The organism is Mucilaginibacter sp. Mucisp73 (assembly GCF_059491465.1).
Window position 1 is genome coordinate 1,717,103 of sequence record NZ_CP168507.1, and the last position, 13,273, is coordinate 1,730,375.

Annotated in this window: 10 protein-coding genes; all 10 read right to left on the reverse strand. The window is 40.4% G+C overall.

The window, feature by feature from the left end; translation table 11 throughout:
* Nucleotides 1–14 precede the first annotated feature (14 nt).
* Nucleotides 15–782, reverse strand: coding sequence for a DUF2334 domain-containing protein (locus tag ACEN82_RS07500; protein WP_413322148.1), 768 nt, complete (start codon nucleotides 780–782; stop codon nucleotides 15–17).
* A gap of 18 nt (nucleotides 783–800) precedes the next feature.
* The gene (locus ACEN82_RS07505; protein WP_413322147.1) at nucleotides 801–1,970 is read right to left on the reverse strand and encodes a glycosyltransferase; all 1,170 of its coding nucleotides are present in this window, start codon (nucleotides 1,968–1,970) and stop codon (nucleotides 801–803) included.
* Nucleotides 1,971–1,994: 24 nt separating this feature from the next.
* Nucleotides 1,995–2,852, reverse strand: coding sequence for a glycosyltransferase family 2 protein (locus ACEN82_RS07510; protein ID WP_413322146.1), 858 nt, complete (start codon nucleotides 2,850–2,852; stop codon nucleotides 1,995–1,997).
* Complete coding sequence (locus tag ACEN82_RS07515; protein WP_090526811.1) at nucleotides 2,849–4,024, reverse strand: DegT/DnrJ/EryC1/StrS family aminotransferase; 1,176 nt, start codon at nucleotides 4,022–4,024, stop codon at nucleotides 2,849–2,851. Before ACEN82_RS07515 ends, ACEN82_RS07510 begins: the two co-directional genes overlap by 4 nt.
* The gene (locus tag ACEN82_RS07520) at nucleotides 4,021–5,460 is read right to left on the reverse strand and encodes a lipopolysaccharide biosynthesis protein (protein WP_413322145.1); all 1,440 of its coding nucleotides are present in this window, start codon (nucleotides 5,458–5,460) and stop codon (nucleotides 4,021–4,023) included. Before ACEN82_RS07520 ends, ACEN82_RS07515 begins: the two co-directional genes overlap by 4 nt.
* Before the next feature lie 5 nt (nucleotides 5,461–5,465).
* On the reverse strand, nucleotides 5,466–6,764 hold the full coding sequence (locus ACEN82_RS07525) for a nucleotide sugar dehydrogenase (protein ID WP_413322144.1): 1,299 nt from the start codon (nucleotides 6,762–6,764) through the stop codon (nucleotides 5,466–5,468).
* Nucleotides 6,754–7,317, reverse strand: coding sequence for a UpxY family transcription antiterminator (locus tag ACEN82_RS07530; RefSeq protein WP_413322143.1), 564 nt, complete (start codon nucleotides 7,315–7,317; stop codon nucleotides 6,754–6,756). The genes ACEN82_RS07525 and ACEN82_RS07530 overlap by 11 nt, the downstream gene beginning before the upstream one ends.
* 496 nt (nucleotides 7,318–7,813) lie before the next feature.
* Complete coding sequence (locus ACEN82_RS07535; RefSeq protein WP_413322142.1) at nucleotides 7,814–10,126, reverse strand: GumC family protein; 2,313 nt, start codon at nucleotides 10,124–10,126, stop codon at nucleotides 7,814–7,816.
* 34 nt (nucleotides 10,127–10,160) lie between these two features.
* Entirely contained in the window at nucleotides 10,161–10,829 is a 669-nt protein-coding gene (locus ACEN82_RS07540) for a polysaccharide biosynthesis/export family protein (RefSeq protein ID WP_229701566.1), read from the reverse strand.
* A 403-nt stretch (nucleotides 10,830–11,232) separates the two neighbouring features.
* Nucleotides 11,233–13,071: a glutamine--fructose-6-phosphate transaminase (isomerizing) gene (gene glmS, locus ACEN82_RS07545; RefSeq protein ID WP_090526820.1), complete on the reverse strand. Its 1,839-nt coding sequence runs from the start codon at nucleotides 13,069–13,071 to the stop codon at nucleotides 11,233–11,235.
* Between the last annotated feature and the right edge of the window lie 202 nt (nucleotides 13,072–13,273).

The window sequence follows — 13,273 nt, forward strand, 5'->3', positions numbered from 1 at the left end:
CAGGTTTAATAGAGTTAGTTTCCGGCAGGGACCCGTTCCAAAAAAGCGATTGCTTTTTGAGCGTAATCACGGGCTAATCGTTTATAAATGCAATATTTTTCAGCAAGGGCATCTGCCCAGGTATAATTTGAAAAATCGAGGTCATCCAATGAAACAAAAAGGTGATGGTTTTTTTCTATGAAAATTTCAAGCTCAGCAAACGTTTTGTCAGAACAGGTTTCGGGATGATAATTGAATGTCCAGGTGTATTTTGTTTTTTGTTCAACTTCTGATAGTTGAACAGGTACCCAATTAAAGCCAAATCTTACATAAGGTGACTTAAGCAGGCCGTCACTTATTATTTTAATGTTGGTGTATTCGTGTAAAGCAAGCAATGTATTACGGTCAAAAGTATGTGCAGGAGCAATAAAAACAGTGGGGTTGATATTTTCACGTTTGAAAATTTCTGCCGCTTTTCTTATTTTTTCTTTTTGTGTTTGCAATGGTAAGCCTGCAAATTCCGACCGGTTATTCATCTTCAGCAAGCCGGAGTTGTGATTTATGTAATAATGGTCAAAACCGTGCATGCCTATCACATAATTTTTATTTTGAAGTTCGCGCACCAACTGCCAGTAGTAAGGATTGAAATTACCGCAGGCTTTTAACTTTGGGTCTTTATTTGCCGGTATAACAGCAATTATGGGTTTTATGCCATACTTGTCAAACAGGGTAAAGAAACGTTGCCATTTTTGAAGGTTATTTGTCGGGCATAAATCATCCAAACGAATTAAGTACTGTAGCATATTAACAGTTTGATAGTTTTATAAAGCTGGTTGGCTGTTTGTTAGTTGTGCCGCTGTTGCAGTTGCAGCAACGTGCTTTTTGATTAACGTTTCCCATTCTCCCAGTATCTTATCGGGATGGTTGGTTTGAGATATGACGCGGGCCTGATTTCCAAGAGTTGTTTTTAAAACCACATCGCCGGCCAAACGGTGCATTGCATCGGCTAAATCACTTATTGATCCTCTTTTTACCAATATCCCATTTTGGCCATTGTTGATGATCTCCGAAGGTCCAAAATTGCAATCCACTGCTATGGAAGGGCATCCAAAGCTCATAGCCTCAACTAAAGCATTAGGGTATCCCTCGTTGCGCGATGGTAAGACAAACATTTCGGCCTGGTTATAATAATCCTGGAGGTTGTTTTTGCTTCCAGGTAGCAATACCCGTTCTCTTAACCCCAGATTAAAGATCTGGCAAACGAGGTTAGCACGTTCTTCGCCATCGCCAACGATTATCAGATCGACGTCGGTAAGGCCTGATTTTGCATAGGCTTCAATAAGGATATCAAAGCCTTTTACATAGGCCAAACGGCCAACTCCCAAAATAAACCTCCGACGGTGAACCTTCTCCTCTGACGGTAATGGGAAAATAGTAACAGCATTTGTTATGCGCTCGATGTTTGTTAGCACTTTAAAGTCTTTGTCCTTAAGCAGGCAGTCCTCAACTCCTTTAGCACTTACTACAACCGCTTCGGCTCTTTTATATAAGTTTAAAGCCAGTTGTTTACGCAAATAGTTAAACCTGATAACGCTTCTATCGGGCGAAGTGCGCTCTGAAACAATGTAAGGCACCCGGGTAAACCAACAGGTAATGCCAGTCCAAACATTGGCGGATGTGATAAATGATAAAGCGCACACCGGTTTTTGAGCCCGCAATAACTTGATAAGTTTAAAAAAAGTTTCGGCAATATGATATAACCTGTAAACAAACAAATTTTTTTGACGGTCAGTAAGGTAAAATACCTTAACATCATTATCAATTTCATATGCTGGAACATCATTGTTTAAAGAAATAAGTACCGACTGGAAGTTGTTTTTATTAAAATAATTAGCAAGCGAAATGATAACTCTTTCTGCTCCTCCGCCTCTAAGCGACGGAATAATGAAAAACAGAACGGGTTTTGAAAAGGGGGCGGCTTGTATGTTCATGTTAATGTTAAATGCGCTGGGCAGTTATAGCAGGTATTTTACCGTATCGTAAGCTTTACGAAACCGCTTGTTTTGTAATTCAAAAAGCAGATAGCGTTTTATGTAAAGCAGCAAAAGTTTTTTTTTAGCGATCGCGGAGTATGTGAAATTCTTGATGATTAAATTGAAATCACTTATAACCATTTCCATGCGTGCTTTGGCGTTGATCATGCTCCACACACCTCCTTCATGATTGCGGTAACAGCTCATTACCTCGGGTATTACATAAATTTTACCGCCGGTATGCTGGGTGGCCCATAGCTTAAACATTTTATCGCCGGCAAAACATTCAAAAAACCAGGGGGCAGCGAACAACTGATGAGTTTCGGGAATATTGCGATAAACAACTGTTGCCGTTTTTGTTTCTTCCTGTTTCCCCGCCAGCAAATCGGCATATGTATGTATTAGCGGTGTGGGGTTAGGATGTACGTAAAGTGTTTTGTTATTAACGTTTATCACTTTGTGGTAATGGCAGCAAATAACGAAGTCGGCATTGTTTTCTAAAAAATCAACCTGCTTTTGCAGTTTATATTCATTTATCCAGTAGTCGTCGCCCTCGCAAAGAGCTATGTACCTGCCCCTGCACTGTGTAACACAATTAATTAAATTTTTATGCGTGCCTAAGTTGGTAGGGGAGGCTATAAGCTTGATCCTGCCGGGATAGGTTTCTGAGTAAAATTTAATTATTGACTGGGTTTTATCTGTCGAGCAATCGTCGCCAATAATGATCTCAAACTTAAAGTTGGTTTTCTGCATCAAGAAGCTTCGGATAGCCTCGGAAATGAATTTTTCATGGTTGTAAGTAATACAAAGAACACTTACCATTATTTCTTCATCATTCATACCGTTCCATTTACATTCGCTGCCCTTACATTTATTTCAGATTCAATTTTATCTGTCACCAGTGTGCCAAAATGTTTCGGTTTAAAGTTGTTGTCGAAGTTTTGTGCGCGGAGCAACAACCTGCAAATAAGGTCGAGATCTGACAGCGACAGCGTATGATATAAAGGAAGACAAACCACCCGTGACGCTATGGAATCGCAAACAGGCATTGGTTGGCTTTTTACGTATGGCAATGATGACAGTGAGGGGTAAAAATACCTCCTGCAATAAATCTGTGCCAACTCTAATTTTGCTTTACTTTGATGCATGAGGGCCTCTGTTTGAAAAACGACGGGGAAATATGCATAATTGTAATCCTGTTCGTTTTCAAGTTTTTGAAACTGAACATCCAGGTTTTCCAGGCGCTGCAGATATTGCTCATACAAATACTTTCTTTTTTTAAGTATCTCGTCAACATGGCGCAGGTTGCATAAACCCATTGCTGCATGAAACTCGCTGTTTTTTGCGTTGATGCCTTCCTCCGAGAAAGTATCAACACCTGAATATCCGAAGTTGCGCATCAGTGCCATGGTTTTTAATAACTCCGGATCCTGGGTAAATACAGCGCCGCCTTCGATAGTGTGGTATAATTTGGTTGAGTGAAAGCTGGTTACGCTGATATCACCATATTCAAATACGGAGCGGTTTTTATAAAAAGTACCGAAGCAATGTGCGGCGTCATAGATCACCTTAAGGTTATGTTTATCAGCAATAGCTTGTATGGCTGTTATATCGCATGGGTTACCGAATACGTGTGTTGCCAGTATAGCCGATGTGTTGGGTGTGATGGCAGCTTCTATTTTAGCCGGATCAATATTAAGTGTCTCAGGATCGATATCCACAAATACAGGTTCGCAACCCTGCCATACAATGGTGCTTGTAGTAGCAACAAATGAAAATGGTGTTGTGATAATTTCTCCGCTTAAGTTAAGTGCTTTGATGGCCAGTTGTAAAGCTATTGTACCGTTTGTTACAAACAGCATATGACTAACGCCCAGGTATTGCTTTAACTTTAATTCGAGCGTGTTCACAAGGGGCCCGTTGTTGGTGAGCCATTGCCTTTCCCAGATACTTTTAACATAGGCTCTGAATTCCTTTTCGGCAGGGAGAAATGGTTTGGTTACTGGAATCATCTTTTTAGGATTAATTGGTTAAAATCTTTAATAGCGGAGAGCTTAATTAACAAACTGGCACCATAATAAATTGCTATGAATATTATGAGTAATATGCCAATTTGCATAGTCGGGATGAAAAAATCATTGATCACCAACTTGTCGAGAAAATAACAGCAAAGGCCAATGCCTCCGGCTAACACCACCGTAGGCAAAATATCTTTTATTTGCTCGGTAACGGGGTAGGCAATTAAACGCCCGCTGTAAATAGAGTTGATATAATAAGCTATTACGTTAAAAAATAACTGGAAATATAACAAGCCATAGATGCCGAAGGGGATAAAACACAGGATCCCGACAACGCTCAAAACTTTTTTAATAACTTCCAACTTTAAAAACAGCGCGCTTTGCCCCATCACCTTCAGCACATTTAAGTTGTATGAGTGCAGGGGATACATAATACCTCCTATACACAGCAACTGGAAAATAGGAACAGCAGGTAACCATTTATCTGTTAATAAAATATGAAACAGTGGTTTGGCAATGATACACAGCATGATGAGTGCCGGTGCATTCCAGAAAACTACCTGTTGCATGAGTCGTTTATAAACATTTTTTAACTGCACCGGATCGTCTGATATTTCTGCAAACATTGGATAGGTAACCTTATTTATAGCAGCAGAAATGTTACTTATCGGTAATTGGCTTATCGAATCGGCCCGGCTGTAGTAGCCAAGCTGGGCTGCCGAAAAGAACTTACCTATGATTATCAGGTAAATGTTTTGATAAACGGTATCAATTAAACCCGACAATGTCATTTTATAACCAAAATGAATGTGTTTTTTAAAGCATGCTTTATCAAAGATTAGTGCCGGTCGCCAGCTTGAGGTGATCCAGTGTATGGCTGTTGATAAAAATGAGGTGCATAAACCCATCCAAACAAGGCTCCAAACGCCGTACCCTAATTTTGCAAGTATGATACCTAATATTCCGCCGCCAATAGCCGATGGGATTTGAATGTTAGTTTGTTTTTTAAACTTCAGATCCTTAACCAGCAAGGTGCTTTGTACACCAAAAAACGCATTTATGATCAAAATTAAGGTGTAAACCCGCACAACAGAGGTTAACAACGGTTGATGATAAAAAGCAGCGATAAGCGGCGCTGTTATAAAAAGTATTAGGTAAAGGATACTGCTGCCAATGATATTAAAATAGAAGACAGTTGAATAATCGCGCTGACCGGCATCGGTTGTGCGGATCAGCGAAGCCGTAAGGCCGCCATCCAAAAGACTATTGCCTACCGATATAAAAAGATATAGCATAGCTATCAAACCAAATTGTGCTGGCTCCAGGATCCGTGCCAGAAAAATGGATATGCCGAAGCTTACCACTTTTGAACTTAATTGCTGCCATAGCGCCCACACTATGCCAGATACCGCTCTTTGTTTATAGCTCATAATTTTTAAAGCCGGGCGTTAACAACCTCTTCCGGTAAAAACGCCTTCAGGTCATACAATACGGCATTAGGTTTGCAAAGCGCTTTTACATTCATTTCTTTAAACTCCTCATGGGCAACCGCAAGTAAAACCCCATCATAGGTACGGGTTTTTGATTCGCCGTTTTCGCAGATGATGCCATACTCTTTTTTAGCATGTGCCGCGTCGGCCCAGGGATCATGGATATGCACTTTTACTTTGTACTCCTTCAACCGTTTAACAATGTCTATCACACGGGTATTCCTTACGTCGGGGCAGTTTTCTTTAAATGTGAAACCAAGTATCAGCACCTCACTATCTGTTATTGAAGTGCCGCGACAAATCATCTGTTTAATAAACTGATCGGCAACATATGCACCCATAGAGTCATTGATACGCCGGCCAGCCAAAATAATTTCAGGGTGATAACCTGCTTCCTGGGCCTTTTGTGCAAGATAATATGGGTCAACCCCGATACAGTGGCCGCCAACAAGGCCCGGGCGAAAATTCAGAAAGTTCCATTTAGTGCCCGCTGCCTCCAATACTTTATGGGTATCGATACCCAGTTTATTAAAGATCATGGCCAGCTCGTTCACAAATGCAATATTTATATCGCGTTGCGCATTTTCAATTACCTTAGCAGCCTCAGCTACTTTTATCGAATGCGCTTTAAATGTGCCGGCTGTAATAATTGATTGGTAAAGCTTATCTACAGTTTCTGCTGTTTCCGGAGTAGAGCCTGATGTGATTTTGCGGATTTTTGAAACGGTATGTAATTTATCTCCGGGATTGATCCTTTCAGGTGAGTAGCCTGCAAAAAAATCAACATTATAGGTAAGCCCCGATACTTTTTCTAAAATAGGCATACATTCATCTTCTGTTACCCCAGGATATACGGTTGATTCGTAAACCACGATATCATTCTTTTTTAACACTTTGCCTACAACCCTGCTGGCGTTTATTAACGGTGAGAGATCAGGTCGGTTATTTTTATCAACAGGGGTTGGCACAGTTACAATGAATATGGAACATTGCTGTAGTTTTTCAATTTCATCAGTAACGTATAAACCGGTTGCAGTTGTGCAAACAGGGGTAATTACCGCATTTAATTGATCGGAGTCGATCTCTAAGGTGTGATCAATGCCCGATTTGAGCTCATTAATGCGATCTACATTAATGTCATAGCCAATAACTTTGTATTTTTTTGCAAATTCAACGGCCAGGGGCAAGCCTACATAACCAAGACCGATAATGCCTAATTTAGGTTGGTAATTCTCAATTTTCATGATTTCTGCTGATGTTATGAACTGATAAGTTTTGGATTGAAACACGTGTTACCAAAGCGCAATTGATGGTTTCAAAAATCATTAATACATTTTTACCCTGTATCTGCAGCACCTTCCCCATTTGATTTACAAGAGCGCCATCTTTTATTTTAACTGTATCACCAACAGTGAGGTTCTTAAGGCTCACAATTTCCATGTCTTTGTAGCGAACAAGATTTGTCCTGATTTCGTCTATTACGTTGTCCCGCACTACAGCCGGTTTACCCATATAGTAAACAAAGCCTAACGCCCCCATTACGTAAAGCGCCCTTGACTGCTCATAAGCATCGACATGAACAAATACGTAGGAGCTAAACAGAGGAACACTGATCTCCTTTTTCCTGTCAGACCATTGGCTTACTACATCTCTGACCGGGCAATAGCATTCAATGCCATTTTGCTTTAAAAGCTTGTCCACCTTTTTTTCCCATCGGGGCTTGGTGTAAATAACAAGCCATTTTTTTTCATGATAATTTGTCATGCGAAATTGCGGTGTTCTTAATTGGGTTTCCATAAAATGAATAAAGTTGGATCGGGGAATTAATAAGGGCTTATTATAGCTTCGCCAACTCACTCACATGGCGCAAGTGATGATGGTTTTAAAAAATAGTAATTGAAAATTACTAACCTGGTTATCTGATTTATTACGGACGCAGCCTGTGCTGGCTGTGGCTCCGCCAATCCAGTCACATGGTTAGGCAGTTAATAAAAAATAATCGAACTAATGGTTTATAATATTCGCCGGTTTTTCCCGTTTACTATAAAATATAACAGGTGTCTTAGTCTCTCTGCGGCTTCGCCAATCCAGTCACACTGGCCAGACCGTAAAAAAGCAAGCTAACGGCTTATATCGTTCTCCGGTTACCCGGGTTATTGGTTCATAACAACTGCAACTTACGTTGCTTAAGACTCCGCCAATCCAGTCACATGGAACAGCAGTAAAACAGTCTAACTAAAAGTTTATAACACGTATTAGCATTAACCTTATGCCATTGTAAAAATGATAGCTATCAACTGCCATATGCCGATGCGTATCCATAGCCACCGTAGGCGTACGCCTCCCGGTTTTCTTTTTTCGCATCGTTAAACACTACCATAAGGTTATTTAATTTATCATTATCATAAATATCTCTGAGGATACTTAATTGCTCGGTATTGGTATAATTATACCGTACAATATAAATACTCAACTCGGCGTATTTAGCCAGGCTAAAAGCATCGGCAACGGCACCAACAGGCGATGTGTCAAGCACGATATAGTCAAACTCTGTTTTGCACCAGTTAAAAAGCAGGTCAAGCCGTTTATCTGACAATAGCTCGGCAGGGTTAATTGCTTTACTGCCGCTCCCCATTACAAAAAGGTTGTCTGATTCATTATAAGCCTGGATGCATTCGGCCGGTGAATTGGTATCACCCATTAAAAAATCTGTAATGCCCTTGGTTTGCTCCATGTTGATGTTTTTAAGCAAATCTGGCTTGCGCAGGTCAAACTCCATAATTAATACCCGTTTATTGAGCATGGCGAGCGTTAAGCCCAGGTTGATGCTAAAAAAGGTTTTGCCTTCGCCTTTCATAGACGATGTAACAAGCATGGTTTTGCGCTGCGTTCCCTGGTTCAGGAAGCCAATATTGCTCCTGATATACCTGAATAGTTCTGAAATGTTGGTATTGCTGCCGTTAGAAATTACTACAGGGCTTTGACCTTCATTATTATGGCATAATTCGCCCAGGATCTTTACTCCCTTTATATTCAACAGGCTTGATTGATTCCTGATTTTCAGGCTAAATTTATCTTTCAGGAAGATGTAAATTCCCGGCATAAATAACCCGGCTATAATAGCGAATAAATAGGTGAGCTGTTGCTTAGGAAATTCAGCTATCGGATTAGCGGCAGGTTTATCAATCAATTGCGATGAAGGAATTGTAGCTGATAACGACAACGCCGTTTCTTCTCTTTTTTGCAACAAGTACTGGTATAAATTAGTTTTTACCCCCTGTTCACGGCTCCGCTGTAAAAGCCCCCGTTCAAGCGATGGGACAGAGCGGATGCGGGAGTCATACTGGGCAGAATTTTGGCTGAGCAATTTGTGGCTGATGGAGAAGCCTTTTTTAATATTACTGAGGTTTTCCATGATATTTACACGAAGGCTGGCTATCTGGTTGCTCAGGTTTTCAATAAGAGGGTTGGCAGGGTTTGCGCTGCCCAGCATGCGGTTCCTTTCCAACTGCAGGTCGTTGAAACGGCTAACCAGTGTATTTAATGCCGGATCCTTCAATCCCATGGTACTGGGTACAGCATCATATTGGTTAGCCGAGTTTTTTAAATATGCTTCAATGGAATTCACAATACCCAACTGAGTATTTGATTCTTCAAGCAGTTGATTATATTCTGCAGATTTTGTCAGATTTACCTGTGTGCTCGCATTGATCTCTGCAGCTCCATTCCTTTGCTTGAAAGTTTCAATGTCACCTTCGGTGTATGACAGGTCCCGTTCTAAATCATGTAATCGTTTATCAATGAATAATATGGTGTTTACGGCTGTAACGTTTTTCTTAACAACGTTTTCGGCGTTATAGGTAGATATGATGTTGTTCAAAATATCAATCCCTCTTTCGGGCACAGCATCAACCAGGCTTAAGGTTAAGGTGTTTGATTCTTTAACTACAGGGTTAACCTGTAATAATCCGGCGCTGTAAGCTGCTGCCAGTCCGGTAAGGTTTTTAAATTGGATCAGTATCGGCGTGTCATTATCTGCAATGGCCGGGCCTTTTTCTACTTTAAAGGAATAATCCTTATGATTAACCAGTTGGTTATAGCTGTAAATCCATGTTTTGGTTTCCTCTTTTAACAAAAATTTACTTTGTGAATATGGCTGGATATATATTTTTTTCAAATAGCCGGTTTTCCCTATTCTCTTTACAGTAACGGTGAAAGGCCGCTCATTACCATACAGTTCTTTTACTTTAAAGCCGCTTTCATCAAAATAGGAAGTTTCCAGGTTAAGTTTTTTGAATACGCTATAAATCAAATCTTTTGATCGTAATACCTCCATTTCATTATCCACGGTTTTAGTTTCCTGAAACATGTTCAGGTCACTGAAAGCAGTAGCTTTTAAAATACCATCGCCTTTTTTATCGTCGGGGATTTGCAGTGTACTTGTTATTTTATACAGCGGGGTTACATAGTTAAGGTATGTCCAGGCTGCTGCAAAACAGATAACCATGCTTATCAGGAATAAATACCAGCCATTTAAATAAGGCTTAATGTTGTTCCTGAACTTGTTGCCCGGCAAAGGTTCTTTTAAAATAAAATTATTATCCATGTCAGCTATTCTTAGGTATCTTTAAAACTGTATTTTATCTTCTTAAAAGTACTGCCGCCAATACGGCCAATGCCGAAATTGAGGCTACTACTATTGGTGCTAAGCGCGTGCTTTGGCTATACTCAACCGCCTTTGATTTGTCGGGCTCCACATAAACAATATCATTTTGTTTAAGGTTGAAGTAAGGCGAATCCATTGATTCAACTTTATTAAGGTTAAGGCGGTTCATTGTTCTGCGTCCGTTTTCTGTGCGGATCACCAATACATTTTCCCTGCGTCCATAAACTGTCATATCCCCTGCCATACCTAATGCTTCAAGTAAGTTTACATTTTCATCAGTTATTATAAATGTTGATGGTTTGTTAACCTCGCCTATCACGCTTATTTTAAAATTTAAAAGTTGGATGTCAACTACCGGGCTTTTAACAAAAGCCGATAGCTTTTTAGCTATTTCAGTCTGTGCTTCCTCAATGGTTTGCCCTTCAATTTTATAGTCACCTATAAGCGGTAAATTCACAAATCCATTTTCGTTTACTTTATATCCGCCGCGGGTTGATTGATTGTTTAAGCCTACATTTTTGTTACCATTAAACAACATGTTCGATTCGGGATTTAAGCTGGTAACAGTTACATTTAAAATGTCTTTCTGATGAATGACTACTGTTCCGCTTGTATTGTTATTTGCTGCACCTGTATTTGCCATGTTGCTGAAGTAAACAAGATCCCGACTTCCGGCACATCCGGTTATCAATAGCAATGTTGTAATGAAACAGTATATATTAATTTTTTTCATCATCAATAGTTTAAGAGAGTTTAGGGAACTATTTTGAACTGGTTTATTTGGTTAGTCAAATTTATCTATTTGGGCATCGATAGTATACGGTTTTAGTCGATTGCCGTTTTTTTGTAAACCTGTATCTTAGTCTTTACAGAACATGTAAAGCAGTAATGCAGGCATGTGTAAAGGGATGAGAAAAAAGTGTCTGAGTTGGGAATTTGGGGCTACACGTTCATATAATAGTGGTTACACCCAGAAATAACAGCACATAAAAAAAGCAGGCCTGAGCCTGCTTTTTTTATGGAGTTTGTTGGTTAATTATTCCAAATTATTCTACTGTAACCGATTTAGCCAGATTACGGGGCTGATCAACATTACAGCCCCGTTTTACGGCTATATGATAGGAGAGAAGTTGTAGCGGGATAGTGGCCAGCAGTGGTAAAAAGGCTTCGTCGGCATCGGGTATTTCAATGCAGTAATCGGCCATGTTTTTCACTTTAACATCACCACGGGTAACAATAGCTATTACTATTCCTTTCCGGGCTTTAACCTCCTGTATATTGCTGATCACTTTTTCATACGATGAGTTTTTTGTGGCGATGAAGATCACCGGCATCTGCTCGTCAATTAACGCAATTGGCCCGTGCTTCATTTCGGCGGCGGGATAACCTTCGGCATGGATATAGGAGATCTCCTTCAGTTTTAAAGCTCCTTCCAAAGCAACCGGGAAACCGAAACCACGCCCTAAGAACAGGCAGTTAGGGGCATTCTTTATTTTGCAGGCAATGTCTTCAATCAATTCATTATCCTGCAGCAGCGTTTGTATTTTATCGGGTATGGTATCAAGCTCCGTTAATAAATTGGTGAGCCTGCCTGGTGTTAAAGTACCTTTGTGCTGCGCAATATATAAAGCAATTAAAGTTAAAACAGTAACCTGCGCTGTAAAGGCTTTTGTCGAGGCAACGCCTATTTCCGGGCCGGCATGGGTGTAAACCCCTGCATCAGTTACGCGCGGAATTGAAGCGCCAACAACATTGCAGATCCCCAGGATAGTTGCACCCCGTTCTTTAGCTATTTCAATGGCGGCTAATGTATCGGCAGTTTCTCCCGATTGGGATACCGCCATTACAATATCCTTATCAGTAATTATGGGATTACGGTACCTGAATTCGGAAGCATATTCAACTTCTACCTTAATGCGTCCGTATTCTTCAATAAGGTATTCGCCTGTTAGGCCGGCATGCCACGAGGTACCGCAGGCAATAATAATTATCCGCTCGGCATTTTTAAGCTTGTCGGTATATTGTTTAATGCCACCTAACTCAACCTTGCCTTCAAGCGGAAAGATGCGACCACGCATGCAATCCCTTATAGAACGCGGCTGCTCAAAGATTTCCTTCATCATAAAGTGCTCAAAGCCGCCTTTTTCTAACGATTCAAGTTTTAATTCTAACTCCTGGATCAATGGGGTTTGAACAACATTGTCAAGCTTCTTTATTAAAAGCCCACTGGGTTTAACCTGTACTATTTCGTTATCTTTTAAATACACTACGTTTTTGGTGTACTCGATAATAGGAGTGGCGTCTGATGCAATAAAATACTCGCCATGGCCAACACCAATAACCAATGGACTGCCTTTTCGGGCGGCAATCAGCTGATCGGGGTTTTCCCGGTCCAGGATAACTATAGCGTAAGCACCTATCACTGTATTTAAAGCCAATCGGACAGCCTCCAGTAAATCAGTTTGTTCGATATTTTGAATTTCCTCAATTAAGTGGATCAGGATTTCTGTATCTGTTTCACTTTTAAAGGTATGCCCACGGGCAAGTAGTTCTTCTTTAAGGATCAGGTAATTTTCGATGATCCCGTTATGGATAATGTGCAGGCGGTTATCGTTTGAGCTATGCGGATGCGAATTTGCATCAGATGGGGCGCCATGTGTGGCCCACCGGGTATGTCCTATTGCAACATGCCCGCTTTTGTCTTTATCTGCTGTGTGAGCCTCAAGACACGCCACTTTTCCGGTTTTTTTATACACATTGAAGCCTACATTATTTATGATAGCAATACCGGCGCTATCATAACCACGATATTCTAATCGTTTGAGGCCGTTCAACACAACGGGCCACGCATCTCTTGATCCGATGTAACCAACAATTCCGCACATAGTTTTAGGTCTTTAAATGATAAATTAAGTTTATTTGTTACTTGGTGAGTAAAATTATTTAATTGACTATCAATAAAGTATGAGCTAAGTTCAATTGCCCGTAAATTGTAAATCTGACGCCATTTTACACGTTTAAACTGTAAAAGGATATAAATCGCTTTACATTTTAGTTGTTGTGTTATATGATAAGCCGGTTAAAGAT

Excerpts from the sequence above, each read along its gene's own strand:
- ACEN82_RS07500 (WP_413322148.1), bottom strand. The coding sequence starts at position 782 with ATGCTACAGTACTTAATTCGTTTGGATGATTTATGCCCGACAAATAAC.
- ACEN82_RS07505 (WP_413322147.1), bottom strand. The coding sequence starts at position 1,970 with ATGAACATACAAGCCGCCCCCTTTTCAAAACCCGTTCTGTTTTTCATT.
- ACEN82_RS07510 (WP_413322146.1), bottom strand. The coding sequence starts at position 2,852 with ATGAATGATGAAGAAATAATGGTAAGTGTTCTTTGTATTACTTACAAC.
- ACEN82_RS07515 (WP_090526811.1), bottom strand. The coding sequence starts at position 4,024 with ATGATTCCAGTAACCAAACCATTTCTCCCTGCCGAAAAGGAATTCAGA.
- ACEN82_RS07520 (WP_413322145.1), bottom strand. The coding sequence starts at position 5,460 with ATGAGCTATAAACAAAGAGCGGTATCTGGCATAGTGTGGGCGCTATGG.
- ACEN82_RS07525 (WP_413322144.1), bottom strand. The coding sequence starts at position 6,764 with ATGAAAATTGAGAATTACCAACCTAAATTAGGCATTATCGGTCTTGGT.
- ACEN82_RS07530 (WP_413322143.1), bottom strand. The coding sequence starts at position 7,317 with ATGGAAACCCAATTAAGAACACCGCAATTTCGCATGACAAATTATCAT.
- ACEN82_RS07535 (WP_413322142.1), bottom strand. The coding sequence starts at position 10,126 with ATGGATAATAATTTTATTTTAAAAGAACCTTTGCCGGGCAACAAGTTC.
- ACEN82_RS07540 (WP_229701566.1), bottom strand. The coding sequence starts at position 10,829 with ATGGCAAATACAGGTGCAGCAAATAACAATACAAGCGGAACAGTAGTC.
- glmS (WP_090526820.1), bottom strand. The coding sequence starts at position 13,071 with ATGTGCGGAATTGTTGGTTACATCGGATCAAGAGATGCGTGGCCCGTT.